The sequence below is a fragment of the Bacillus sp. AK128 genome (assembly GCF_053903075.1).
This window is the reverse complement of the sequence record NZ_CP096379.1, coordinates 3,128,615-3,152,120: the sequence shown is the minus strand read 5'-3', so window position 1 is coordinate 3,152,120 and position 23,506 is coordinate 3,128,615. Positions and strand designations below refer to the sequence as shown.

23 protein-coding genes are annotated in these 23,506 nt (G+C 36.0%); 15 read left to right on the top strand and 8 right to left on the bottom strand.

The annotated features are described in order from the left end of the window. The first annotated feature begins 33 nt into the window (after nucleotides 1-33). From recQ to M1D60_RS15780, 3 genes are all read left to right on the top strand, one after another. Nucleotides 34-2,154 carry a DNA helicase RecQ gene (recQ, locus tag M1D60_RS15790; protein ID WP_456275793.1) on the top strand — a complete coding sequence of 707 codons (2,121 nt, stop codon included), beginning with the start codon at nucleotides 34-36 and terminating at the stop codon, nucleotides 2,152-2,154. Nucleotides 2,155-2,386: 232 nt separating this feature from the next. Continuing rightward, nucleotides 2,387-3,217: a GNAT family N-acetyltransferase gene (locus tag M1D60_RS15785; RefSeq protein ID WP_456275792.1), complete on the top strand. Its 831-nt coding sequence runs from the start codon at nucleotides 2,387-2,389 to the stop codon at nucleotides 3,215-3,217. 7 nt (nucleotides 3,218-3,224) lie between these two features. Beyond that, on the top strand, nucleotides 3,225-3,761 hold the full coding sequence (locus M1D60_RS15780; RefSeq protein WP_456275791.1) for a GNAT family N-acetyltransferase: 537 nt from the start codon (nucleotides 3,225-3,227) through the stop codon (nucleotides 3,759-3,761). A gap of 20 nt (nucleotides 3,762-3,781) precedes the next feature. On the opposite strand, the gene M1D60_RS15775 is transcribed toward M1D60_RS15780, so the two are convergent. After that, nucleotides 3,782-5,626, bottom strand: coding sequence for a DNA ligase D (locus tag M1D60_RS15775; protein WP_456275790.1), 1,845 nt, complete (start codon nucleotides 5,624-5,626; stop codon nucleotides 3,782-3,784). 100 nt (nucleotides 5,627-5,726) lie between these two features. Between M1D60_RS15775 and M1D60_RS15770 the strand changes: the two genes are divergently transcribed. After that, nucleotides 5,727-6,251: a D-glycero-alpha-D-manno-heptose-1,7-bisphosphate 7-phosphatase gene (locus tag M1D60_RS15770; protein WP_456275789.1), complete on the top strand. Its 525-nt coding sequence runs from the start codon at nucleotides 5,727-5,729 to the stop codon at nucleotides 6,249-6,251. A gap of 20 nt (nucleotides 6,252-6,271) precedes the next feature. Here the strand turns inward: M1D60_RS15770 and ku are convergent, their stop codons facing one another. Beyond that, nucleotides 6,272-7,177 carry a non-homologous end joining protein Ku gene (gene ku / locus M1D60_RS15765; RefSeq protein ID WP_456275788.1) on the bottom strand — a complete coding sequence of 302 codons (906 nt, stop codon included), beginning with the start codon at nucleotides 7,175-7,177 and terminating at the stop codon, nucleotides 6,272-6,274. Between the two features lie 165 nt (nucleotides 7,178-7,342). Here ku and M1D60_RS15760 point away from each other — a divergent pair, with 165 nt between their 5' ends. From M1D60_RS15760 to M1D60_RS15745, 4 genes are all read left to right on the top strand, one after another. Beyond that, complete coding sequence (locus M1D60_RS15760; protein WP_456275787.1) at nucleotides 7,343-7,951, top strand: DedA family protein; 609 nt, start codon at nucleotides 7,343-7,345, stop codon at nucleotides 7,949-7,951. A gap of 227 nt (nucleotides 7,952-8,178) precedes the next feature. Further along, the gene (gene sigI / locus M1D60_RS15755) at nucleotides 8,179-8,925 is read left to right on the top strand and encodes an RNA polymerase sigma factor SigI (protein ID WP_456279465.1); all 747 of its coding nucleotides are present in this window, start codon (nucleotides 8,179-8,181) and stop codon (nucleotides 8,923-8,925) included. Then, nucleotides 8,922-9,977 carry an anti-sigma factor domain-containing protein gene (locus tag M1D60_RS15750; RefSeq protein WP_456275786.1) on the top strand — a complete coding sequence of 352 codons (1,056 nt, stop codon included), beginning with the start codon at nucleotides 8,922-8,924 and terminating at the stop codon, nucleotides 9,975-9,977. The genes sigI and M1D60_RS15750 overlap by 4 nt, the downstream gene beginning before the upstream one ends. Before the next feature lie 193 nt (nucleotides 9,978-10,170). Beyond that, on the top strand, nucleotides 10,171-10,677 hold the full coding sequence (locus M1D60_RS15745) for a ferritin (RefSeq protein ID WP_456275785.1): 507 nt from the start codon (nucleotides 10,171-10,173) through the stop codon (nucleotides 10,675-10,677). 50 nt (nucleotides 10,678-10,727) lie between these two features. Here M1D60_RS15745 and M1D60_RS15740 read toward each other — a convergent pair whose 3' ends face one another. Then, nucleotides 10,728-10,934, bottom strand: a complete 207-nt coding sequence (locus tag M1D60_RS15740) for a small, acid-soluble spore protein, alpha/beta type (protein ID WP_456275784.1) — start codon at nucleotides 10,932-10,934, stop codon at nucleotides 10,728-10,730. A 212-nt stretch (nucleotides 10,935-11,146) separates the two neighbouring features. Here M1D60_RS15740 and M1D60_RS15735 point away from each other — a divergent pair, with 212 nt between their 5' ends. After that, nucleotides 11,147-12,505, top strand: a complete 1,359-nt coding sequence (locus M1D60_RS15735; protein ID WP_456275783.1) for a TrkH family potassium uptake protein — start codon at nucleotides 11,147-11,149, stop codon at nucleotides 12,503-12,505. Between the two features lie 185 nt (nucleotides 12,506-12,690). Beyond that, nucleotides 12,691-13,887, top strand: coding sequence for an MFS transporter (locus tag M1D60_RS15730; protein ID WP_456275782.1), 1,197 nt, complete (start codon nucleotides 12,691-12,693; stop codon nucleotides 13,885-13,887). Nucleotides 13,888-13,986: 99 nt separating this feature from the next. Here the strand turns inward: M1D60_RS15730 and M1D60_RS15725 are convergent, their stop codons facing one another. Beyond that, entirely contained in the window at nucleotides 13,987-14,343 is a 357-nt protein-coding gene (locus tag M1D60_RS15725; protein ID WP_456275781.1) for a DUF3905 domain-containing protein, read from the bottom strand. Between the two features lie 181 nt (nucleotides 14,344-14,524). Between M1D60_RS15725 and M1D60_RS15720 the strand changes: the two genes are divergently transcribed. Both M1D60_RS15720 and M1D60_RS15715 read left to right on the top strand, forming a co-directional pair. Then, nucleotides 14,525-14,689, top strand: a complete 165-nt coding sequence (locus M1D60_RS15720; RefSeq protein ID WP_456275780.1) for a hypothetical protein — start codon at nucleotides 14,525-14,527, stop codon at nucleotides 14,687-14,689. A 4-nt stretch (nucleotides 14,690-14,693) separates the two neighbouring features. Next, complete coding sequence (locus M1D60_RS15715) at nucleotides 14,694-14,858, top strand: hypothetical protein (RefSeq protein ID WP_456275779.1); 165 nt, start codon at nucleotides 14,694-14,696, stop codon at nucleotides 14,856-14,858. A gap of 6 nt (nucleotides 14,859-14,864) precedes the next feature. On the opposite strand, the gene M1D60_RS15710 is transcribed toward M1D60_RS15715, so the two are convergent. Further along, nucleotides 14,865-16,637 (bottom strand): B12-binding domain-containing radical SAM protein, encoded by a 1,773-nt coding sequence (locus M1D60_RS15710; protein WP_456275778.1) that lies wholly within the window; start codon nucleotides 16,635-16,637, stop codon nucleotides 14,865-14,867. A 214-nt stretch (nucleotides 16,638-16,851) separates the two neighbouring features. On the opposite strand from M1D60_RS15710, the gene M1D60_RS15705 reads away from it, so the two are divergent. From M1D60_RS15705 to M1D60_RS15695, 3 genes are read left to right on the top strand one after another with little or no spacing between them, the layout of a single operon-like run. After that, nucleotides 16,852-19,374, top strand: coding sequence for a PAS domain S-box protein (locus M1D60_RS15705; RefSeq protein WP_456275777.1), 2,523 nt, complete (start codon nucleotides 16,852-16,854; stop codon nucleotides 19,372-19,374). 11 nt (nucleotides 19,375-19,385) lie between these two features. After that, nucleotides 19,386-19,874: a methylated-DNA--[protein]-cysteine S-methyltransferase gene (locus tag M1D60_RS15700; RefSeq protein ID WP_456275776.1), complete on the top strand. Its 489-nt coding sequence runs from the start codon at nucleotides 19,386-19,388 to the stop codon at nucleotides 19,872-19,874. A gap of 58 nt (nucleotides 19,875-19,932) precedes the next feature. After that, the gene (locus tag M1D60_RS15695) at nucleotides 19,933-20,538 is read left to right on the top strand and encodes a DedA family protein (RefSeq protein ID WP_456275775.1); all 606 of its coding nucleotides are present in this window, start codon (nucleotides 19,933-19,935) and stop codon (nucleotides 20,536-20,538) included. A 58-nt stretch (nucleotides 20,539-20,596) separates the two neighbouring features. Here the strand turns inward: M1D60_RS15695 and M1D60_RS15690 are convergent, their stop codons facing one another. The 3 genes from M1D60_RS15690 to mtnK all read right to left on the bottom strand — a co-directional run bounded on the left by M1D60_RS15690 (nucleotide 20,597) and on the right by mtnK (nucleotide 23,503). Then, on the bottom strand, nucleotides 20,597-21,049 hold the full coding sequence (locus tag M1D60_RS15690) for a chemotaxis protein CheX (protein ID WP_456275774.1): 453 nt from the start codon (nucleotides 21,047-21,049) through the stop codon (nucleotides 20,597-20,599). 209 nt (nucleotides 21,050-21,258) lie between these two features. After that, a complete protein-coding gene (mtnA, locus tag M1D60_RS15685; protein WP_456275773.1) occupies nucleotides 21,259-22,314 on the bottom strand; it encodes an S-methyl-5-thioribose-1-phosphate isomerase in 1,056 nt (351 codons plus the stop codon). Then, nucleotides 22,307-23,503: an S-methyl-5-thioribose kinase gene (gene mtnK, locus M1D60_RS15680; RefSeq protein ID WP_456275772.1), complete on the bottom strand. Its 1,197-nt coding sequence runs from the start codon at nucleotides 23,501-23,503 to the stop codon at nucleotides 22,307-22,309. Before mtnK ends, mtnA begins: the two co-directional genes overlap by 8 nt. Nucleotides 23,504-23,506 lie beyond the last annotated feature (3 nt).

Genomic DNA, 23,506 nt, shown 5'->3' with positions numbered 1-23,506 from the left:
GGATGCTGTATTTTAAAGGAAGCAGAGGTTTTATTGAAAAAGTATTATGGATATGACTCGTTTCGGCGTGGACAGGCTGAGGTCATAGACAAGGTTTTGTCTGGCAGAAATTCACTTGTGTTGATGCCCACAGGTGGTGGTAAGTCTGTTTGCTATCAAATTCCTGCTTTATTAATGAAAGGTATTACGATTGTTATTTCACCGTTAATTTCTCTAATGAAGGATCAGGTTGATAGTTTAAACCTGATTGATATTCCAGCGACCTATATTAATAGCTCCTTGACTCAAAAAGAGGTGAATGAGCGATTAGCTGCTGCTCAAAATGGAGAATATCAATTAATTTATGTGGCACCCGAACGTTTTGAGTCCCCTCAATTTTGCTCCTTGCTTGAAAAGCTCCATGTTGACATGATTGCGGTTGACGAAGCTCACTGTGTATCCCAATGGGGTCATGATTTCCGTCCAAGCTATCGTACGCTTTCCCAAGTAATCCAAAGTCTTCCTTCGAATCCTATCATTCTAGCATTGACGGCAACTGCAACAAATGAAGTCGTTGATGACATTTGTAAGCTTCTTTTTATCAATCAAGAGAATGTGACAGCAACAGGATTTAAACGGGATAATCTTATTCTTTCGGTCGAAAAGGGCGTCGATAAATTAGCGTTTATTAAGAACTATGTTTCAAAAAATAATGGCAAGCCAGGAATTATATATGCTTCTACACGTAAAGACGTTGATAAGGTACATGGATTTTTAGCTAAGCAAGGGTATTTAGTATCTAAATATCATGCTGGTCTTAATGAAGAAGCAAGAAAAATGGCGCAAGAGGCGTTTTTATTTGATCAAACTGACATAATGGTAGCTACCAACGCATTTGGGATGGGAATCAATAAATCAAATGTTAGATTTGTTATCCATTATCAGGTACCTAGAAATATTGAATCCTACTACCAAGAAGCAGGAAGAGCAGGAAGGGATGGAGAGTTAAGTGAATGCGTGGTTCTCTATGCTCCACAGGACTCTCATCTTCAAAAGTTCCTAATTGAACAAACACTTCTTAGTCCTGATTTAAAACAACAAGAGTATAAAAAGCTGCAAACGATGATTGATTTTTGTCATACCGAACAATGTCTTCAGGTTCATCTACTACAATATTTTAGTAATGATCAAGACTATGAATCATGCGATAGCTGTTCGAACTGTAAGGATCATCGCGAGAAAATAGATATAACGAAGGATGCCCAAATTATTTTTTCATGTATAAAAAGAATGAATGAGAGGTTTGGCATCACTCTTGTTTCTCAAGTATTAAAAGGATCAAAGAATAAGAGAGTGCTAGAACTTGGCTTTCAAAAGCTTTCTACGTATGGACTTCTTTCAAAGTACCCAGAGAAAGAAATCAGTGCAATGATTCAGTATCTTATAGCAGAAGGATTTCTCTCACTGTCGGAAGGTCAATATCCTGTTGTATCTCTAAATAAAGAATCTATTCCCGTCCTAGTGGGAGAAGTACAGGTTTTCAAGAGGGCAACAAGGATTCAAAACCAAAATACCCATATAGAAACAAACGAAGGTCTGTTCAACCAGTTGAGGAAGTTAAGAAAACAAATATCAACTGAAGAAAAAGTACCACCTTTTGTCATCTTTTCTGATAAAACCTTAAGGGAGCTTAGTGATCGAATGCCTTTAAGCATGGATGAATTAATTGAGGTTAAAGGGATTGGTGAACAGAAACGGGAAAAATATGGCGAACGCTTTTTGACTATTATCCAAGATTATAATCCTAAAGATGAACAGGTGCAGGTTACCTCTAAATCTAATAGAAAAGAAGATGGTGAACCGAGTCATTTAGTTTCCTATGTTTTATATAAAGAAGGAATGAGCATGGAGGATATAGCAAATCAGCGGGAACGATCCTTGATTACGATTCAAAATCACATCATTCAGGCTATTGAGGAAGGTAACCCTTTCAAATGGTCAGATTTACTTAGTGAAGAAGAAGAATCCTTAATTAGTGAGCAAGTAAATATCATCGGTGCTGAGCGTTTAAAGCCTCTTAAAGAGGCACTTCCAGCTGAGATTGACTATTTTAAAATCAAATTGGTCATAACAAAGATGAAATTAGAACAATCAGAAACGAGCCTCTTAACATAGCTAGGAATCCGGTTTAAACTGGATTCCTTAGACTAGTGCAAGAGGCTTTTTTTATTAGAATTTACTCCCTATTTTATCAGTCAAAAAAGGAACTTTAACACAGTAAAGCGGTGGGGGCCTGTCCCCCACCGCTTTACTGTGTTAAAACATATTCCCAGATGACCGTTTGTAATTTATAATAAATTTTAACTGTGGCATAAAATGGAAGATTTATAGTTGAGGAGTAATTAGTATGTATGAACTGGAACCTAGTGAGTATAGGTTAGTAAATCAAGCTTTTCCTTATATTGGTGATAAGCCTGTGATCCAAGGGGTGATTGAGGGTAATAATCGCGGTAGGGTTTATGTTGATTCGAGAGTGAACTCACCGAAAGCGGCCCTTATTTGGGCAAAGAATGAAATGTTCTATTTTGTTGGAGTTCCAACTCTACAGTTTGTGGAGACGATTGAAGGATTTTTACAAGAGCAAGTTTTTCCTGAGGCCCTCATGATCGGAGATGATCATTTTAATTTAGAGATGTATCCATTCAACCAATGGGATCCTTATATTTCAACTATTTTTAAGAAAAATCCAATTCACAAAGCACAAAGAGTGCCTTTCACTTTTGGCGAAGAGAAATTCTATCAATATCTAGAGTATTCGGATATTCAATCAGTAACTGAATATCAATTTTCAACTATTACTAAAGAACAGATCCTAGATGATTCAACAGGTGTAATCAATGCTGAGATTGAAAAATTTTGGCCAAGTTGGGATGATTTCTGTCATAAAGGGTTAGGTGTATCAGTTAAAAAAGGTAAAGAAGTCGTTGGTACCTGTATTTCAGCTTTCACCTACGAAAAGCACTATGAAATCGGTATAAACACCTATAGTACGGCACATCGTGGGAAAGGTATTGTCACTGAAATGGCGGAGAGATTTATTGAGGAATGTTTAAATAAAGGGTATACCCCACATTGGACGACAGAATCATTCCGTAAAGATTCAATTAGAATTGCCGAAAAACTGGGCTTCACGAAACATACATATTATGACGTTTACCATTTTCCGATAAAAGGATGAATTTAATATGATAATCAAGCAAGATACTTTAACAATTAGACCTTTAAAAAATGAAGATGCTAAGTTACTAGCTGGCTGGCTAAGTGATGAGAGGGTTTTACAATACTATGAGGGCAGAGACCGAGTCTTTAATCTCCAACTAGTAAAAGAAAAGTTTTTTCATAAGGAAAATGAAATGATCTACCGGAATATAATCCTTTTCGAAGACACTCCCATTGGATACATCCAATACTATCCGCTTCCTGTTCAAGAAAAAATGGATTTTGACTATCATGGAGAAGCTACGGTTTTTGGGATGGATCAGTTTATTGGTGAAGTCGATTACTGGAATAAAGGAATCGGTACAAATCTAGTCACCATGATGGTTCAATATTTAACGAACGAAATGCGAGCTGACAAAATTGTAATGGACCCACAAACCTGGAATGAACGTGCCATTCGGTGTTATGAAAAATGCGGATTTATAAAAAAGAAACTCCTACCTAAGCATGAATGGCATGAGGGAGAATATCGAGATTGCTGGCTAATCGAATATACTTCATAAGAAAAGCTCAGGTACATCAATCAATGTGCCTGAGCCAAGAATTCTAAAATGTCATGAAAAGGTTGTGTTTCCTTTGCTTTGAAATAGCCTTGAAACGGATCTCCAACCTTTTTAATTCGGTCTACCATCTTGTTCACGGGAAATAGCTCAGGTGATAATTGTTCGGTCACTTCTTCCCAGTAAAGAGGAGTAGCCACTAATCCATCTTCGTTTCCTCTTGCTGAATAAGGAGAAATAATTGTTTTTCCTTCTGCATGCTGAATATAGTCAACATACAGCTTCTTTCCACGGTTCTTCTTCAGTCTTTCAATTGTAAAGCTTTCAGTATCTTTAGTAATTAAAAAGTGAGCGATAAATTCGGTAAACTTTCTTGTATCATCATACGAGAAGGTATTCTCAGGTAGAGGAAGGTAAATTTGCAATCCTTTATTCCCAGATGTTTTGATAAATGCTTCTAGTTTTAATCCATCAAACACTTCCTTCATAATTAAAGCAGCTTTTACCGCTAGATGAAAATAATCTCTAGAAGGTGGATCTAAATCAAATACAATTTCCGATGGCCCAGTTGAATGAATCGTTTGAAAAGGAATATGAAACTCAAAAGCTAATTGATTACCGAGCCACATTAACGTTTCAATCTTGTTACAAACAATATAATTAATTCCTTCTGACATAACCGTTTGGATAAAGTCAGGGGCATAATCAGGACAGTTTTTTTGATAAAACGGTTCACCCAGCATGCCATGGGGATACCTGATTACAGTTAATAAGCGATTCTCTAGAAATGGCATAAGATAAGGCGCGATACTTCTTAAGTAAAATAAATACGTTTGTTTATCAATATTTTTTTTAGGCCATAACGGCTTATCTGGGTGAGTGATTGTCACTTCTTCAGGAATGGGATTGATACTTTGGAGGAGTTTTTCCCATGTACATTCTTCCCATTTTAAATCAAACCTAAATTGTTTGAATGATGGTTGTCTCAGTTGATCCTTATAAAGCTCTAGAAAAAGAATATCCATACAAATACTTGGTTCTACATAAATAAAATCTTGGTTCTCAGTTTTTTTATTGACTTTTATAACTTGAATTAGGGCATCTCGTTCCTCTGAAGAAAACCCGTGTGACACTAATCCAGCGTTTTGAATTTCACCATTTCGAACAATCCCTAAATGGAAAAAGCCATTCTTTTTTTCATACGCCAAAACAAAGAAAGAGCCTTCTTTCCAATTTTTAATCTTATACCACTGAGTAGTTCGTTTTCCTTCCTCCCACTTACTGGTCCAAAGCTTTGCAATGACGCCCTCTGCATCGTATCGCTCTGCTAGTCTCCATATTTCTTCACTTTTTTCATAATTCCTAATGTATTGAAAAAATACGGAAGAGTGTGGTTGAACCTCTAACGGTAAATCTCCTTGTTCAAATAACTTCTGAAGTTTTCCTTTCCGATCCTTAAAAGCTTGTTGACTAACGTTTTCATTGTTTATTTTTAGTAAATCAAAGATACAGTAATGAGCTTGCTTTTGCTCCATTTGAATATTTATTTTGTCTTTTGCTTTAAGTCGACCGCGAAGCTGAATAGCTTCAAAATTCGCTTTATGGGAGGATTCAAGAATACATAATTCACCATCAAAAAGGAGGGGTAAATAATCATTCCATATTTCTCTCGCCAATAATACGGCTTCTTCAACTTCTGGAAACTGATCTGTTAATGAAAGACCATTTCGACTTATGAAATGGAAGGTATGTTGGTCTATAAATAAAAGTGCTCTAAATCCATCATATTTAATTTCGTACGTCCAATCCTTTCCTTTGGGAAATTCGGTGGTTAAAGTAGGTAGCATTGGTTTTGGAATCTTGATCATAATTATTTCCTCTCACAATATGTTTTTCTTACCTTTTTTTGTTTTCACCCTTTTTATGCAATAATTTAAATGGAAGATTACTTGGATAGGAGGAATGATCTTGAAACGCGGAGTCTTTCTAGATAGAGATGGAGTTATTAACGAAGTTCTTTCCAAAAGGGTAAAGTTTGTCAATAAACCGAGTGATTTATATTTATTGCCAAAAGTAGGAGAAGCTATCAAAAATTTAAATGATGCAGGTTTTCCAGTTTTTGTTGTAACGAATCAAGGTGGGGTAGGGTTAGGGTTTATGACTGAAAAGGCGTTACAAGCTGTACATAAAAGGCTAGAGGATGAACTGAGTAAGTTTGGTGCTTCAGTTATCGAGGTTGCCTATTGTGCTCATAAACCAAACGCGGGCTGTGAATGTAGGAAGCCTGGTTCCAAAATGCTTACAGATTTAGCCCAAAAGTACGACATTGATTTAAAAACAAGTTATATGGTTGGTGACCGAGAAGTCGATATTCTTGCTGGAAAAGCGGCTGGTACAACCACCATCTTAGTTGGGGATGACCCAACAGACTTAGCAGATCAACGATTTGAAAGTCTATTTGAAGCTTCTAATTGGATCATAAAACAGGAGTGAGCCTACCCACTCCTGTTTTATTAAGCCTTTTTCCTAGTCGTTCTAGTTTTTTTCTTTTCATTAGGTGCAGCTTGCGTTGCATCTGTACCGGTTCTCTCCTCAGCAACAGGTGTGTTAGGAGTGGCTTTTTTGGGTTTAGGAGAAGCAGGTGCTTTATCCTTTGTCCGTTCAATACTCGCTTGTAAGGCACTCATTAAGTCAACGACATTTGTACGAGGTGCTTCTTTAGAAGTTGTTCCTTCATTCTTATTAATTTTTTCTTGGATGAGACCATGAACAGCTTCACGATAATCATCTTTATATTTTTCAGGTTGAAATTCAGTGGTTAGCTGATCGATGAGCATAATCGCTGTATCAAGCTCTTTTGAATTAATGTCAACATTCTCAGGGACACTTGGCACTTCCTCTACATTACGAACCTCATCAGGGTAATGAATGGTCTCCATGACTAATGTGTTTTTATAGACTCTCACAACTGCCATTTGTTGCTTGGAACGAATCGTAATTTCAGCGATCCCAATTTTTCCAGACTTTTGAAGTGCTTCCCTTAACAAGGCATATGCTTTATTGCCGTTTTCTCCTGGTCCCATGTAATAGGAACGGCTAAAGTAAATCGGATCAATTTCTTCTAAGTTGACGAAATCAATGATTTCAACACTCTTTTCCTCGTGTTCTTCTTTTAGGCTAGCAAGTTCTTCATCGGTAATCATGACAAATTTACCCTTCACATATTCATAACCTTTTACCAGATCATCAGTCCCGACTTCTTTTTCACAATTTGGACAAACCTTTTCATACTTAATCGGGGTATGACACTCCTTATGGAGAGTTCTTAGCTTGATATCTTTATCTTCTGTAGCAGAGAAGAGCTTAATAGGTATGTTTACAAGCCCGAAGCTGATAGAGCCTTTCCACATTGTATGCATAGTATCACTTCCTTCAAGAGGTGTTTTTTATATCATTTCCTATGTAGCAGCTTTCACTCAATAGAAAGTTTTCCAATCAGCATTGACCTTCTTATCACATACCTATAAAATAACGATTGTATGTCCTACTAAATAAAAGCTTTAGAAAATGAGAGGAAGCAACCAATGGAAGAATGGATCATATCATTTGTAGAGTTTCTTAAGCAGTTCTCATATGCAGGAATTATGCTAGCGTTAACCTTTGAATTCGTTCCGGCAGAAGTTGTATTACCACTAGCAGGGTACTGGGTTTATGAAGGGGATATGTCATTTTGGCTTGTTGTTCTAGCGGGAACGATTGGCGGGACATTTGGTCCACTGACTCTTTATGCGCTAGGAAGATATGGTGGAAGACCATTTCTTATTAAGTATGGGAAGTATATATTTATAAAAGAAGAGCAAATAAATAAAGCAGATGAATTTTTTATAAAGTACGGCGGAATCGTCGCCTTTACTGGTCGTTTTGTTCCAGGAGTACGTACGCTAATATCCATACCATGTGGGATGGCTAAAATGAATGTCTGGGTATTTAGTATCTACACATTCATAGCAATGTTCCCAATTACAGCTTTATATGTCTACTTAGGTGTACAGCTTGGACCTCGTTGGAAGGATGTTGGTGGGATTGCCGATCAATATTTAATTCCAATTACCATTGGATTAGTCATCATCATTGTGTTATATGTAATGTGGAAAAAAAGAGCAACGATTTTCAAGAGCTCTGCAAAGAAATAAATCCGTGCTCCTCTCTTTTTGAGAGGGGTGTTTTTGTTTAGAAAGGCTGACTTACATGGGAATCTCACCAAAAATTGGACATGAAATTAAAATAATTCATGATATAATTAAGCAATTATAAAAAGTCACTTTCTAAAAATTGAAGTGGCTATTTTTTTGTGATATTTAATTTATTACACGGACATAAAGCAGCATCCAAAAGCGAATTTATCTACAGAAGAGACGAGGTGAAGCCTATGCTAAATTTACTCTTTAACTTAAGAAGGAAGCCAAGCTTGGAAGATAAAGTGTTAAATATTCAAAATGGAAGTTCTCAACTTAAAGAAGAACTGATCAATGATTATAAACCCTTTATTGCAAAAACTGTTTCAAAGGTTTGTAAGCGATACATCACAGAAGCAGATGATGAATTTAGTATTGGTCTAATTGCCTTTAACGAAGCGATCGAGAAATATTCTCCCGAAAAAGGGAGCTCGTTATTAGCTTTTGCTGAGTTAATTATAAAAAGACGAGTGATTGATTTCATCCGAAAGGAAAGCAGACAGCAAACGGTAAACTTGGATTCAACCCTGCAGGATGAGGAAACTGTACAAAATAGATATGAAGTAGATGCAGCAGTTGAAGACTATCAACTTAAGCTCGAGACCGAACATCGTAGGGATGAAATTTTTCATTATCAAAACGTTTTAAAACAATTTGATCTCACCTTTCAGGACTTGGTTGAACATTCACCTAAGCATGCTGATGCCAGAGAAAATGCAATGAGGGTGGCAAAAGCGGTTATTCAGAATCCAGAATTTAAAAGGATATTATTTGAGAAAAAAAGGCTTCCGATGAAGGATTTAGAAAAGGAAGTTGAGGTTAGTCGTAAAACCATTGAGCGAAATAGAAAGTATATTATTGCCGTCAGTATTATTATGGCAAGTGATTATACCTATTTAAAAGAGTATGTAAAAGGGGTGATGGACAATTGAAGAGAGGAGTAATACTTGAAGTCAGTAAGCAATATGTAACCGTACTAACCCCTGATGGTGAATTCCTAAAAGGTAGGAAGGTAAAAGACAACTATCAAATTGGAGAAGAAATTGATTTTTTTCCATTAAATGAACGAGCTAGCACCAAAAAAGCAAGAGTGTTTAATCTTGGAAAGCTTCGAATTGCTTTAGCGAGTTCAGTAGCCGCAGTCATATTATTCTTTTCTGCATTTTCCTATTATGATAGTCATCAAGTCTATGCGTATATGTCGATTGATATTAATCCAAGTATTGAAGCAGGAGTGGACAAAAAGTTACGGGTAATCACGCTAAAAGCCTATAACGAAGAGGGGCGATTGCTCGTTGAGAGTCTCGAGGAGTGGAAAAACAACTCAATCTCAGTGGTCACAAATAGCATTATACAAAAAAGCAAGGAATCAGGTTACTATGAAGAAGGCAAGGAGGTTATCCTTGCAACGGTGATTGTAGATGATGAAGGCAAAAAGTTAAAGAAAAAGCTAACAGATGATGTAAATAGCTTGGCAAAACACTATCAGGCTGAAAATGTTCTGATTACGGTTATGGATCGAAACACAGAAGAAAGACAGCTGGCGATCGATAAGGGAATCTCTACTGGTAAGTATGTAAAGGAATTCCTTATGGCGAAAGAGGAAAAACCAGAGTCAAAGATAGAAAAACCTGTTGAGGAAAAGATAGAGAAACAACCAGAGGTATCGAATAAACCGCCGATCGAGGAGAAAAAAGAAGAACTGCAAAAGGTAAAAGTAGAAGAAAAAACTAACGAGAATCCAACTGTTAATAAAGATGGCGCATCTAATGGAAATCAAGAAGGAAAAGGACAAAAGGGACCACCACCAGAAGTGAAAGAAAAGTTAAAAGAGGTTAAGGAAAAAATAAAGAACAAGCAACGTAATCGTGATGATGACGATGAAGACGAAGATGATGAAAGTGAAGATGAAGATGAAGACGAAGACGATGATGATGATGATCGTGAAAATCGCGGTAGAAATTCAGAGCATGATGATGATTGATATTTCAATGGAGAGTAGGTAATAGCCTATTCTCTTTTTTTGGCTCGGCACGTTTAGTATACAGTGTTGGTTCGGAGAATAGTTAAGTGTGTAATCCCAATTTAGAAAATTGTTAATTTAATGTTTGATTGTCAATTTATGTAGAAACTTATGATATAATTTAAGCAAATAACGGTGAAGGATGGGATTTTTTATGTTATCAGAAAAACTACATAAAACGCTAAATGAACAAATGAATTATGAATTTTATTCAGCTCATGCATACTTAGCTATGGCTGCTTATTGTTCAGATGAAGGGTTAGATGGCTTTGCGAATTTCTTCCTTGTACAAGCTGATGAAGAACGTTTTCATGCAATGAAGTTCTACAACTTTATCAATGCATTAGGTAAGAGAGCAGAAATAAAAGGGTTTGATTCACCAAACAACTCATTTACATCTTTATTAGATGTTTTTGAAAAAGCATTAAAGCAAGAGAAGGAAGTAACAAGCCGAATCTATCATTTATCAGATATCGCTCTAGATGAGCGGGAGCATGCAACGATTACATTTTTAAAATGGTTTATTGAGGAACAGGTAGAAGAAGAAGATCTATTTGATAGTATCATTCAAAAGCTAAAAAGAATTCAAGATGATAGTAATGCAATTTTTATGTTAGATACGGAATTTTCAAAACGTACCTTTACTCCAGAAGCTGAATAAAACATTAAAACCCGGGATGTAATAATCCCGGGTTAGCCATTTATATGAAATTATTGTTGTGGATTGAATTGACCGTTAATTTGTTGTTGGGCAGTCTTAACAAGACGCTTGGTTATTTCTCCACCAACAGATCCATTTGCTCTTGAAACTGTATCTGAACCTAAGTTAACTCCAAATTCCTGTGCAATTTCGTATTTAATTGCGTCCAATGCCTGCTCGATTCCAGGCACTAATAGTTTATTACTACTGTTAGCCATTTGGACCCGCCTCCTTCCATCTCTTTTGCAATATGTTATTGCTTTTTTAGTATGAAAGATTATATAGTAACTAATACTGACCAAAGTTTTCATTTTGTGGTAGGATCCGTTATTTATGTAAAAAATTTTATGGCCAAGAACAGGTTGCCCTTTTTGGTTATTTAGTTCAAAATGGTAAAAGTAAAAAACCGTTTTTGAAAGGTATGGATATCATGTTTCAACCAATAAGGATAAAGCTTCAAAGGCTAAGTCCAGCTCAGCTTATCGTAAGCTTCTATTTTATAGCAGTCACGATAGCCGTTACATTACTAAGTTTACCTGTAGCCCTTAAAGAAGGAGTTCAATGGACTTTTATAGACGCTTTATTTACTGCTGTTAGTGCAGTAAGTGTAACTGGGTTAACGGTCGTTTCAACAGCCGATACTTTTAGTGTTCCCGGTGTTTTCATTCTAGCCTTTGTATTACAATTTGGTGGTATTGGGGTTATGACCCTAGGGACGTTTGTGTGGCTAATAATGGGTAAGAAGATTGGTTTAAAGGAACGACAGCTAATAATGCTTGATCAAAACCAATCAAATCTAGCTGGACTCGTCAATCTTATGAGGCAAATTCTAGCTATTATTATCATCATAGAGATTGTTGGCGCCCTTATTTTAGGGACCTATTTTTTAAAGTACTTTCCTACCTGGCAGCAAGCTTATTTACAAGGTTTCTTTGCCTCCGTATCGGCTACTACTAACGGAGGATTTGATATTACAGGAAGCTCACTCATTCCTTTTTCAAAGGATTATTTTGTTCAATTCATTAATATGCTTTTGATTATTTTAGGTGCAATTGGATTTCCTGTATTAATTGAAGTGAAGGATTTTCTTACAAAAAAGACAGATGGCTTTCGATTTAGATTTTCACTGTTTACAAAATTGACTTCAATCACATTTTTCCTGTTAATTATTTTCGGTACCATCGTTATTATCCTTTTAGAATTAAAACATTTCTTCAAAGGAATGGTCTGGCATGAAGCTTTCTTTTATTCTTTATTCCAATCCGTTAGTACTAGAAGTGGTGGACTTGCAACAATGGATGTTAATCAATTTAGTGAACCGACCTTATTCTTTTTATCGATCCTTATGTTTATTGGTGCTTCACCAAGCTCCGTTGGAGGAGGAATTCGGACCACAACATTTGCGTTAAATCTGTTATTTATTTACCACTTCGCCAAGGGAAATCGACATATTAAAATTTTTAACCGAGAGCTGCATGAAGAGGATATTTTAAAATCTCTTGCAATTTCGTTTATTGCGATTATTTTATGTTTTACAGCTACCCTTGTTCTACTCGTCACAGAGCCCTTTCCATTGATCAGTATTATTTTTGAAGTATGCTCAGCTTTTGGTACATCTGGATTATCAATGGGCATTACTCCGGATCTAAGTACAATCGGTAAATGTATTATTATCTTTTTAATGTTTGTAGGCCGAATCGGAATCATCCTAATCCTATTCTTACTAGGTGGCCGAAGAGAAAAGAAAGTACGATATCATTACCCAAAAGAACGTGTGATAATTGGATAACCTTTAGGAATCTTTCAGATGATGAAAGATTCCTTTTCTTTTAGCACAGTAAAGCGGTGGGGGCCTGTCCCCCACCACTTTACTGTGCTAAAGTTTTTATAACTTCCAATAAGTAACAAATATAATATAGGGTGTAAGTACTAATGATAAGAAAGTCGAATTTATTGATAAGGTAGGTAGGTTAAATGGAACATGGTAAAAGATGGTCAATAGTTTCACTAGCTTCCATACCATTAGTTATGACTTTAGGGAACTCGATGCTTATACCCGTTCTCCCAACAATTGAAAAAAAGTTGAAGATTAGCTCATTTCAAGTAAGCATGGTCATAACTTTATATTCCATTGTAGCGATCATTCTTATTCCAATTGCTGGTTATTTATCTGATCGAATTGGACGTAAAAAAGTAATTATCCCTAGTTTAATTATTGCAGGTATTGGAGGATTAATTTCTGGCTGGGCTTCATGGAAAATGAAAGATCCGTATTGGATTATATTAGTTGGACGTATCTTTCAAGGGGTTGGTGCAGCTGGAGCGGCCCCTGTTGTGATGCCTCTTGTCGGGGATATGTTTAAAGATGAAGAAGAAGTAAGTAAAGAGCTTGGTGTTATTGAAACGTCGAATACATTTGGAAAGGTGTTAAGTCCAATTCTTGGTTCACTTCTGGCTGGAATTGTCTGGTATTTGCCTTTCTTTGCGATTCCCGTATTCACCTTAGTTTCTATCGTACTAATGATATTTTTAGTGAAAAGCCCAGAGAAACAAGATGAACCTTTACCATTTAAGGAGTTTCTCCATTCAGTAAAAGAAATTTTCAAGGATAGTGGTAGGTGGTTGTATGCTATCTTTGCGATTGGTTGTATTCTAATGTTTGTCTTATTCGGGGTATTATTTTATTTATCCTCGATGCTTGAAGACAAGCATGGAATTGATGGACTTAAGAAAGGGCTGATATTGGCAATTCCTCTTGCATCCTTATGTCTTGCTTCTTACTTTACTGGTAAGAAGATAAAGGAAAATAAGGTGTTAATGAAATGGATAACGGTTATTGGTATTGCTTTATTAGCAGTTTCAGTATTTGCAATCAGTTTTACTGAAAATATCTATTTCTTACTTGGGATCTTCTTTATTTGCGGAGTAGGCATTGGGGTCACACTGCCTTGTTTAGACTCTCTCATTACAGAAGGGATTGAGAAAGAAGAACGAGGTACCATTACCTCTATTTATAGCTCAATGCGTTTTATTGGAGTGGCAGCGGGGCCGCCGGTATTTGTCTTATTAATGAAAGCTTCTCATCAGGTCATGTATTATAGTATAACAGCACTGTGTGTCATCGCTGGCTTAATCGCATTAAAAGAAATAAAACCTAAAGAAGATAGTTAAGGCCTGCGATTTGCAGGCCTTTTTGTGTTTACTGCATTTAACTGGGATGATTTTAAATTCAACAAAAAAGCATTAGCTGTTAGCTAATGCTTACATTTATTAATCCTGATTATAGCTTACATCTTTATCCGGATGTGTAAAAGGGACACCTTGTGGAGGAATTTTTTTCTCGACAAGCTCCCTATTTTCAGATGTATTCCAGCCAATATCATTGGTTGGATGTACCCACTCATCTCCAGACATGACAGAGGGGTCTGTCTCTTCTGACCAATTATTTAAAGGTGAGTTTGGAGAATCGTAAAAGCTATCACCAATCACCACACCATGTTCGTTGATAAAGGGCTTCTCCATTTTTACGCCACTTCCTTTAAAGACCGGTGAATTTGATTGGTGAGGCATTGTCTCATTCGAAATGGGCATCTTCATTTTTTCTTCACTTAATTTCTTCTTTTTCATGCAGTAAGTCACCACCTAAATTAGACTTTCTTGATTATTATCCCCAGTGGAAAAGATGATATGAAAAAGATCGTTTAATATAGGGTGCAAATACTTCCTATTATGTTGTAGCTAAACAAGGAAATAATAAAGTTGAGGGAAACTCCTCGAATTTTTAACTTTATATAGGAGATGAGAGTTTATGGCGAAGCGCAAAGTTAAATTCGATGCAGCATTAAAAAACAATAACACACCAACAGAAAGCCTTCCTGACACAGAGTTTGCTCAAGAAGCAGTGGAAGAGCAAGCGATGAAGGGTGCTAATCGCAACTCAAAAAGAGGTCTCCAAAACGGGAAACAGGAGTAACGCTATGGATTTTGTGAAAAATACAAATAAAACACTAAAAGAGGAATATGGATCAGAGCTTGGTGATTATAATGCAAACAAACCATATGAACTTTTAGCTGAATCAAAATCAACTACTGAGAACCAGAACAAGGATCAAAAAGAAGAACCTAAAAAGAAAAACGTGTAGGGTCTCCTACACGTTTACTTCTGTCAATTTATTTACAGGAACACTATATACTTTCGTCTGTTGATCTTTTGGATCGAAATAAGCGAGAAGTAAAGAAGCTTCTTCTTTTAACTCTCCAAAGTTTAGATACTTTTCTAAATCAAAACTAATCATTTCTAGAACAGTATGCTTATACAAATCTTTTTCAGAGAGCTGTAATTCTTCAAATGCCTTTCCAAGAAGAAGAGGGTCAACCAACAGCTGGCGATAATAGTTAGCTCGGTCATCTTTTTCTATGGTCTCATTCCACCAAGGCTTTCTTGGTTTATATTTTTGTCCACGTAAATAGTCTAGTTTCATCAAACTGTGAGCAACCGAAAGATTTGCTTTTGAGTGGTGAACTAAAAAGCTCCAGAGGCGTTGGAAAAGGTCTTCAAGCTGATGGCCGATTCTACCCCAGCCCATATGATCCCAATACAGTCCAAATTCTTGGAAGAAGTCAAAGGGAGTTGGAAAAATACTCGTGACTAGATATTCAACTGTATAGTCCATTCGATGATCATTCCAGTATTTCTCCAAAACATCTTCAACCTGCTTTATATTCGAAATATCTTGGAAGGTTAATACATTGTTCTTTAATATTTCATATGGTGAATGGTCCATATATACGTAATTATGTTGTTCAGCTCGAATTCGTAAGCCAGTACCACGAAGCATCTTTAAAAATCCTAATTGCAACTCTTCTGGTCGTAGCTCAAACACGTCATTAAAGGTCTTCTTAAACGATTGATAATCTTCATCAGGTAAACCTGCTATTAGATCGAGATGCTGATCAATCTTTCCACCGTTCTTCACCAATGTTACGGTCCTAGTTAGCTTCTGGAAATTCTGTTTTCTCATAACAAGCTCATTTGTCGCGTCATTTGTTGATTGCACGCCAATTTCAAAGCGGAAAAGTCCGGCTGGAGCATGTTCATTTAAAAATTCAATAACTTCTGGTCTCATAATATCTGCTGTTATTTCAAACTGAAAGACAGTACCTGGCAGATGCTCATCAATTAAAAATTGGAACATCTCCATTGCGTAACTTCTACTAATGTTAAACGTTCGGTCTACAAACTTTATCGTTTTTGCTCCATGGGTCATAAGGAAGCGAATATCTTCCTTTACTTTTTCCTTGTTAAAGTACCGAACCCCTACCTCGATGGATGAGAGGCAAAATTGACAGCTGAATGGACACCCTCTGCTTGTCTCAATATAAGTAACTCGCTTTGCCAATTGCGGTAAGTCCTCTTCAAACCGAAATGGAGAAGGTGCTTCTTGAAGGTTTAATTTATTCCGTTGTGGATTGATTACTGGTTTATTGTCATTATTTCTGTAGGCAAGACCGGGTAGTTCAGTTAAACTACTAACCCCTTTCTTAAGCTCTGTTAACAGCTGCTTAAATGTCTCTTCTCCTTCTCCTATCACAATATAATCCACGTCATCTAGTCTTTCCATCCAATACATCACATCATAAGACACTTCTGGTCCACCTAGAATAATGGTTAGCTCAGGTTTGATTTTTTTTAGCATCCCGATTACTTTGATGGTTTCTTCGATATTCCATATATAACAACTAAACCCTATGACATCAGGGTTGTGCTTAAATAGATCGGTGACAATATTGATCGATGGGTCTTTTATGGTATACTCCACCATTTGGACTTGATGTTCGGGCTCAACATATGCTCGTAAACATCGAATCGCAAGGTTTGTATGAATATACTTTGCGTTCAAGGTTGTTAAAACGGTGTTCATTGAATTATTATCTCCTTTTTGTGAAAAAAATCTATATAGCAACAATTATTACCAATATAAAGACTTAACTATCACTGTTACTAAGAGTTATTTTATCACATTTTGTAATAAAATGATGAAGCTTGTCGTAAGGAAACAATTGGAGAAGGAATTACTTGAATTCTGTAGAAATATATAAGGATATAGAAAAGAGGACGGAGAGGAAGTGACCAGCTTGTCTGATCAACAAACGGCAAAAGAGAAGCAGACCTCCTTATATTTAGAAAATAATGATCAATCACTCCTTTATGAAAAATTAAATCAATATGAAATTATGTTTGAACAATCTTTAGACGCAATTGTTCTATTCAAGAATGAAAAGTTTTTTTATGAAGTCAATAAAGCTGCCTGTCAGTTATTTGAGTGTTCTAAAGATGAATTGACAACAAGAGAATTAACGAGATTTCTTCTTTTAGAATCTGAGGAATCACATAATTCTCAAATGAGTTTGCTGAAAAGAGAAGGGGAACTCAAAGGTGACTTTACGATTCGGCTGGCTAATGGAAAAGTAAAATATATTGAGTTTTCAGCAAGGAAAAATGCAATACAGGATGTTGACATCTGGATCATGAGAGATGTATCAGCTAAAAAGAATTTAGAAAAACAACGTAATCTAAGTAAACAGTTATTTATGGATGTATACAACCGTGCTGTAGATGGAATTGTGATTTTCGATCGACAAGGGAAATTTATAAATAGTAATCAATCTTTTATGAATAGCTTTGAATTATCAAAGGAAGCTCTCCAGGATTCAAATTTATATGAGTTTGTGGAAAATGAATACCTATATAAGTTAGAAAAGCTATGGAGTATATTGGATGAAAAAGACAGAGCACAGGGTGAGCTACCTGTTATATTAAAAAATGGGACCAGGAAGATTTTCGAATTTACCACAACAGCCAATATATTTGATAATTTTTATATGTCGATTATGCGGGATGTAACCGAAAAGAAGCTAATGGAGCGCCGGCTTCAGAAAAGCGAGCTAAGATTTAGGGAAATTTTTGATACTGCGTTAGATGCCATCGTTATTTGGGATCAAGCAGGGAGGGTAATCCGAGCTAATAACTCTGCAAGTAAAACGTTCGAGATGCCATTAGAGTTATTATCAAAGCATCATATTTATGATTTTGTAAATAAACAAAGCGTTGAGTTTATTAAGATGAATAAAGAGCTTTTAGAGACAGGGAAAGTTAGGGCAGAACTTGATTTTTTCATGATTAATGGACAGGTAAAGAGACTAGAGTTCACCTCAAGGTATCGAGTGTTAGATGGTTATAATATGACGATTTTTCGAAATGTCAGTGAAACTCGTTTAATGGAAAAAGGATTAAGGGAAAAGGAACAGAAATTCCGTAAAATTTTTGAAGGCTCTATCGAAGGTATTGTTCTAGCAGATGAGAATTTAAGTATTATTGATGTAAATTCAAGCGCGAGTAAAATCCTAAAAATGGATCGAGAGCAATTACTATCAAAAACAATTAATCAGGTCATTCCATTTACTTCCCCAAAACTATTCAATGATCAGAATGGAGGAGAGGGTTATTCGGAACTTCCACTTACTTTGGATAATGGTGAAGAACGAATCATTGAGTTAGCTATTAAAAGAGAAGTAATACCAGGCCTAAGCATGGTTATTTTTCGAGATGTAACAGAACGGAAGAATATAGAAAGAAATTTAATAGAAAGCGAGCATAAATTTAGACAACTGTATGATAATTCTCTAAATGGATTTATCATTCTTAGAGATGACGGTAACATTGTCGACATGAATCCGGAAGCAAAGCGAATTTTTATGATTTCTGAAGAGCTCCCTTCTTCTTTTAATAAATTTCAAGAATTGACGATTAAGGGCGGGCTTGATAAAGGAAAGTGGAGGGATTTACTGAGTCAATCTCAACTACACGGGCATTTTGTTTTAGAAGAACGAATCATTGAATATACATTAAGTAAGAACATATATAAAGACCATCACTTAGCAATACTTCATGATGTAACAGAGAGAAAAGCAATGGAGGAAAAGCTTCGTAAGTCAGATACACTAAATGTTGTTGGAGAACTGGCTGCGGGGATTGCACATGAAATTAGAAACCCAATGACTGCCTTAAAAGGCTTTATTCATTTGTTACAGGGAAGTGTCAAAGAAGATTTTTCAATGTATTTTGACGTAATTACCTCAGAATTAAAAAGAATCGAAACGATTATTACCGAATTCTTAATCTTGTCAAAGCCTCAGGCAATTAACTATCAGCAACACAATCTGTTGAAAATTGTGAGTGAAACATTAGATTTGTTAACACCACAGGCTGTACTAGAGAACATTCAATTTCAATTAGATGTAATTGAACAAATACCCGATATCTATTGTGAGCCTAATCAGCTAAAGCAAGTATTCATTAATATTTTAAAGAATGGGCTTGAGGTTATGAGTGAAGGAGGATTAATCCATGTAACCCTTACACGTGTGCAAGGTGAAATGGTACGGTTATCATTTACAGACCAAGGAACCGGTATACCAGCGGATAAGTTAAAACGCTTAGGTGAGCCATTTTATACGACAAAAGAACGTGGTACTGGACTTGGTTTAATGGTCTCCTATAAAATAATAGCTGAACATAATGGACGAATAGAGGTTGAGAGTATTGAAGGGGAAGGGACTACCTTTCATCTCTATTTACCTTTTAGACAATCAACCTAGGAGATTAGAAGATGCTATATTATAAGCAATATACATGTAAGATTGGTTCTATTTATATCGTATGTAATGACGAGAGTATTGTTAGATTATTGCTTGATGAAGAGCAATGGTCTACCTTTAATCGCAGTTCTAAAAATATCCTTATTGAAAAAGAAACACCTCTTTTAAAGACAGCTTTCAAACAATTGAATGAATATTTTCTAGGAGAGCGAACTATTTTTACATTACCCTTAGATAAAAAAGGAACTCCATTTCAACAACAGGTTTGGGAAGCATTACAGGAGATTCCTTATGGAAAGACCTGTAGCTATCAGGAAGTAGCCACTCGTGTAAATAATCCTAAAGCGGTTAGAGCTATTGGTCAAGCAAATAGAGCAAACCCATTCCCGATTATTGTTCCTTGTCATCGAGTAATTGGGAAAAATAAGAACTTAACAGGTTATGCAGGGAACAAAGTCCATATTAAAGAAATGCTGCTTTCCATTGAGGAAATAGATTAATTGATTTCTTGTTAGGACATATTTTAGTAAACCTTAGCAATTGCCATAGGGGGACTTTATGGAGTTAGAAACGGCATTTTATTTTGTACAACAATATGGCTATATCGCCTTATTTCTTGTTTTATGGATTGGCTTTTTTTGTATTCCAGTTCCGAACGAAGTCATTGTAATGTCAAGTGGTTTTTTTATTTCTCAGGGTATATTAGACTTTTCACTGGGCCTTACTATTACCTTCTTAGGGGTTATAATGAGTTTAACTACACTTTATGTATTAGGTAGGTTTTGTTTCTATCCACTTCAAAAAAGATTTTTGTATAAACCAAAGATACAGAAACATATCGATCATGCTGGCCAATTGATTGAGAAGTATGGTGGATTTGCATTAATGATTGGTTATTGCTTCCCAGGAGTAAGGCATTTCGTACCGTTTATTATTGGAAGCCACCGGATGAAGTTTTATATCTTTGCTTTATATGCTTATACGACTGCAGCTATATGGACGAGTATATTCTTTACATTAGGCTATTATTTTGGAGAGAATATTGATTATATAATTAAGAATATTTTTATGTATGGGGCAATTTTTGTTGCCATCTGTGCTCTTGTTATCCTATCCCTGTTTCTTCGTAAACGAAAGAAATATAGAATTGAAAACATCTCATAAGTTTTTACAATCATAATGAAACAATATAAAAAGTGTAGAGAAACTTTCTCTACACTTTTTAACCTTCCATCATCAAAATAATGGACATATTTGCAGACTCATTAATGGTAACTGGAACCTGAATAGCTTGTTTAAATCCAGATAATTTTGCTTCACCTACTAGTATAGTGGGTGGTGTTATATCCATTATAAGGTTGTTTTGGGAGGCATTTGTCGCCAAATTGCCAGCAATCATGTTACCAAGTTCACCTGTAAAAGATTCCAGCATCTCACCTTCAAGCTGCATGCCATACATGACTTCGCCAATTGTACTAAATGTTGTGGGATCCCCATCAATGACAATTCTGCCTTTTACATCTCCAGTTATTCCGATTAACACTGACATTTTAGATTTTATTACCTTCTCTTGGAACATAGACGGACTACCAATAGTAATAGCCATAGGGAGTATACTTTTTACGGAATGAATTGTACCGTTTAGTATTTTAGTAATATTTTCGTTCTGCGACACGGTGCCACCTCTTCTTTGAATAGAGAAAGATACTATAATTTTTAGTTTTCTTTTATTCAGTTGATTGATAAATATCATATCATATTTTCTCTAATTTTGTGTTTAAATTTGATGAAATTTATCGATAAATGTCGAAATAAATAATAAACAGCCTACCATATCGATAGACTGTTTGTATTTAAACATATTTTCTACAAAGTATTGAAAGTTTAAACCAAGCTAGTAAAAACATGCTCGATTTCTTTTGTATAGTTACCTTGTAAAACACCCTTTTCTGTAATAATTGCTGTAATTAGTTCATTTGGTGTCACATCAAATGCCGGATTAAAAACCTTTACTCCTTCAGGTGCTACTTGTTGTCCAAAGATATGGGTTATTTCTCTAGCATCTCTTTCCTCAATTGGAATCAGTTGCCCAGAGGATAAGGATGGATCAAAGGTTGATAAAGGAGCGGCTACATAAAACGGTATGTTAAATGCCTGCGCTAAGAGAGCGAGATTGAATGTTCCAATCTTATTAGCCGTATCACCATTAGCCGTGATCCGATCTGCCCCTACTATAATTGCATTGATTCCCTTAGTTGCAATGGTATGCGCCGCCATATTATCTGTAATTAAGGTAACATCTACATCTGCCTGCATGAGCTCCCAAGTGGTTAGTCGTGCTCCTTGTAAGACTGGGCGGGTTTCTGATGCAAACACCTGTAGGTTTTTCCCGACGTCTTTTGCAAGATAGAAAGGAGCTAATGCCGTTCCATAGCGTGCTGTAGCAATAGAGCCTGCATTACAGATGGTTAATATTTTGTCGCCATCTTTAAACAACTCAAGGGCATGAAGGCCAATTTGACGACAAACCTCCTCATCCTCAGCCTGAATCTGAATCGCTTCATGAGTAAGAATTGTTTTTGCTTCCATTACAGAAATTGCTCGTTCTGCTTTACGAACTAATCGCTCTAATGCCCAAGCTAAATTCACAGCTGTAGGTCGTGAACTCGCTAGATATTCACGATCTTTATTTAATCTTTCATGAAAATTAACTAGGTTGTCCTCTTCATAGCTATTTGCAGCTAATGCTAATCCAAAAGCAGCTGTTATCCCAATCGCTGGTGCACCTCTTACTTTAAGGGTAAAAATAGCATCAAAAACATCTTTAATCGTTGTTAATTCAATATACTCTGTTTCTAGTGGAAGCTTTTGTTGATCAAGTAAGAAAATATGATCATCTTTCCATTGAACAGATTGTGGGATTGTAAAAGAATTAGTCATGCTGTAGTACACCCCTTACTGTTTGTAGTAGATCTTCAATCGTAGCAATTTTTGAACGGTTACTAATTAGATGTTGACCTAAGGCAATCGCATGTTTCTTTGCTGTAATTCTTTGTTGTTTATTTTCAATATTATCTAGATCTGCCACATGTGCTAAGCCGATTGTCCGTCTAATTAGTTCACAACCTGCAAATCCAATTGAATCTTCAAAAATTTCCTTTAATGTATAGTCAAGGTACCCAGGTGTTTGGGTGAAAATTTCCTTGCTTTCAGTATTCCATAAGGCTGAGAAATGTTCCTTGAAGACATTCCAGGTGATGGATACATGGTCAAATAATGCTTCGCGTTTTTCTGGTGTAACGGAGATTCCGTTTAATAATAGATTAGCTATGAACTGTCCAATGTCGAATCCAATTGGACCGTAAAATGCAAACTCGGGGTCAATCACCTTCGTTTCTTCTTGATTTGCAAAGATACTCCCAGTGTGTAAATCCCCATGTAAAAGGGCTTCCGCATTAGTTAAAAATTTCTTTTTTAGCTTTGCCACTTCTAGTTTAACCTCTGATTGATTCCATAAATCTTCGACTACTGAGGTTAGCTCTTCTTCAAAGTTATTCGTATCATGATTGAAAAATGGATCAGTGAAGACTAGGTCTTCAGTGATTTTACATAGTTCAGGATTAATAAATTCCCTTACTTGCTCTTTTTTTACCTTTTGATCTAACGCGAAGTCAGATGTATAGAATAATGTTTTTGCCATATAGATTCCAATATGTTTGGACATGAGAGGGTATTGATTTCCTTCAATCAACCCTTTTCTGGAAATTTCGAGATGAGATAAGTCTTCCATAACTGTAATGGCTAATTCTTCATCTGTATAAAAAACAACCGGAACAAGTTCAGGAACAAATTTTGCTGCAACCTGTAAAGCATTTGCCTCAATTTTATTTCGTTGTAAAGTTAAAGGCCAGCTCTCCCCAACAACCTTAGCGTAAGGTAGCGCTTGTTTGATAATGATACTTTTATGATTTATTTGATCCTTGATATGAAAAACTAGATTTAGATTACCGTCTCCAATTTCTTGGCAGGTTAATGCTGCATCCCCATTGAATAAATTCAATTTCAACGCGAGTGTAATAGCGGAACTCTCCGTTAACGGTTCATATGTAGTCGTATTTGATATAGTCATGAA

Bases quoted from the DNA above. Each gene is read 5' to 3' on its own strand.
- M1D60_RS15785 (WP_456275792.1), top strand. From the start codon at position 2,387: ATGTATGAACTGGAACCTAGTGAGTATAGGTTAGTAAATCAAGCTTTT.
- M1D60_RS15780 (WP_456275791.1), top strand. From the start codon at position 3,225: ATGATAATCAAGCAAGATACTTTAACAATTAGACCTTTAAAAAATGAA.
- M1D60_RS15775 (WP_456275790.1), bottom strand. From the start codon at position 5,626: ATGATCAAGATTCCAAAACCAATGCTACCTACTTTAACCACCGAATTT.
- ku (WP_456275788.1), bottom strand. From the start codon at position 7,177: ATGCATACAATGTGGAAAGGCTCTATCAGCTTCGGGCTTGTAAACATA.
- M1D60_RS15760 (WP_456275787.1), top strand. From the start codon at position 7,343: ATGGAAGAATGGATCATATCATTTGTAGAGTTTCTTAAGCAGTTCTCA.
- M1D60_RS15745 (WP_456275785.1), top strand. From the start codon at position 10,171: ATGTTATCAGAAAAACTACATAAAACGCTAAATGAACAAATGAATTAT.
- M1D60_RS15740 (WP_456275784.1), bottom strand. From the start codon at position 10,934: ATGGCTAACAGTAGTAATAAACTATTAGTGCCTGGAATCGAGCAGGCA.
- M1D60_RS15735 (WP_456275783.1), top strand. From the start codon at position 11,147: ATGTTTCAACCAATAAGGATAAAGCTTCAAAGGCTAAGTCCAGCTCAG.
- M1D60_RS15730 (WP_456275782.1), top strand. From the start codon at position 12,691: ATGGAACATGGTAAAAGATGGTCAATAGTTTCACTAGCTTCCATACCA.
- M1D60_RS15725 (WP_456275781.1), bottom strand. From the start codon at position 14,343: ATGAAAAAGAAGAAATTAAGTGAAGAAAAAATGAAGATGCCCATTTCG.
- M1D60_RS15720 (WP_456275780.1), top strand. From the start codon at position 14,525: ATGGCGAAGCGCAAAGTTAAATTCGATGCAGCATTAAAAAACAATAAC.
- M1D60_RS15715 (WP_456275779.1), top strand. From the start codon at position 14,694: ATGGATTTTGTGAAAAATACAAATAAAACACTAAAAGAGGAATATGGA.
- M1D60_RS15710 (WP_456275778.1), bottom strand. From the start codon at position 16,637: ATGAACACCGTTTTAACAACCTTGAACGCAAAGTATATTCATACAAAC.
- M1D60_RS15700 (WP_456275776.1), top strand. From the start codon at position 19,386: ATGCTATATTATAAGCAATATACATGTAAGATTGGTTCTATTTATATC.
- M1D60_RS15695 (WP_456275775.1), top strand. From the start codon at position 19,933: ATGGAGTTAGAAACGGCATTTTATTTTGTACAACAATATGGCTATATC.
- mtnA (WP_456275773.1), bottom strand. From the start codon at position 22,314: ATGACTAATTCTTTTACAATCCCACAATCTGTTCAATGGAAAGATGAT.
- mtnK (WP_456275772.1), bottom strand. From the start codon at position 23,503: ATGACTATATCAAATACGACTACATATGAACCGTTAACGGAGAGTTCC.